General features: G+C 67.2%; 1 protein-coding gene. It reads right to left on the reverse strand.

What is annotated here, in order from left to right:
• The coding region (locus AC07A4_RS41815; RefSeq protein ID WP_478609998.1) for an RNA-guided endonuclease InsQ/TnpB family protein at positions 1–987 on the reverse strand (987 nt) is incomplete at its 3' end.
• Positions 988–1,048 lie beyond the last annotated feature (61 nt).

The following is a 1,048-nucleotide window of genomic DNA, read 5'->3' on the forward strand; positions in this document are numbered from 1 at the left end:
GAGGAACACCCCCCAACCGGCATCAGCGATCGAGCGGTTCAGCCCGGCCTTCGCCGCAGCCCCGTTGGGCAGGAAGCCGCCCGCGTTGTCGGGGTCGGGCTTGGGCGCGGGGGTCTTGCTCATGCTGCGGATCCTGAGGTCTTCGTGCGCGATGAAGTCATGCTCGCGGACCAGGCCGAGCGCGGTCTTGTGCGCGTGGTCGAGCCGCTGACGGCGGACCTTGCCGTGCAGCCCCGCGACCTTCTCCACGGCGCGCTGATGATTACGGGTGCGGTCCTTGGCCTTGCGGCGGGGGAACCGGCTGAGCGCCTGCTGTGCCGCTTCAAGCCTCTTGGCGGCCTTGCGGGCGTAGCGCGGGTTTGGGATGTTCTCACCGTTGGACGTGGTGAGGAACGAGGCGATGCCCAGGTCGATCCCGGCCACGCTGCCTGTCGACGGGAGCGGCTCAGGCTGGTCCTGCTCTGTGGTGAGTACGACGAACCACTTGCGGCCCTCACGCTTGACCGACACGGTCTTGACCTTGCCGTCCACGGCACGGTGCTGGTTGACCTTGACGTGGCCGATGCCCTGGAAGCGGACGCGGGTGACGGGATCGTGCGGGGTGGAGTCCCAGCGGCAGCCGTCCCCGTCCTTGGGAAAGTCCACCGTGTCGAACCAGTTCACGCCCCGGAAGCGCGGGTATCCGGGCTTGTCTCCGGCCTTGATCCGGCGGAAGAAAGCGGCGAACGCCTTGTCCAGCCTGCGAAGTGTGGCCTGCTGCGAGGAGAACGACCAGCGGCCCTGACGCTCGGGGTCGAAGGCCCGGATGTCCTTGAGCTGTCCGGACTGCTGCCCGTACTTGACGCTCGTTTTCGAAGCGTGCTGGTAGGCGTCGCGGCGTTCCTGCAATGCGCCGTTGTAGAGCGAGCAGTGGTCGGCCAGCATCTCGCCGAGTGCCTGCGTCTGACGGACGGTGGGCCGCATCAGGAACTTGTACGCGCGTATCAACGCGGCCCACCCCCTTCCAGAACGATTGTGATCACCGTAGTGCGGGCCACTGACAACGGGG

Source organism: Streptomyces sp. NPDC043996 (assembly GCF_056435225.1).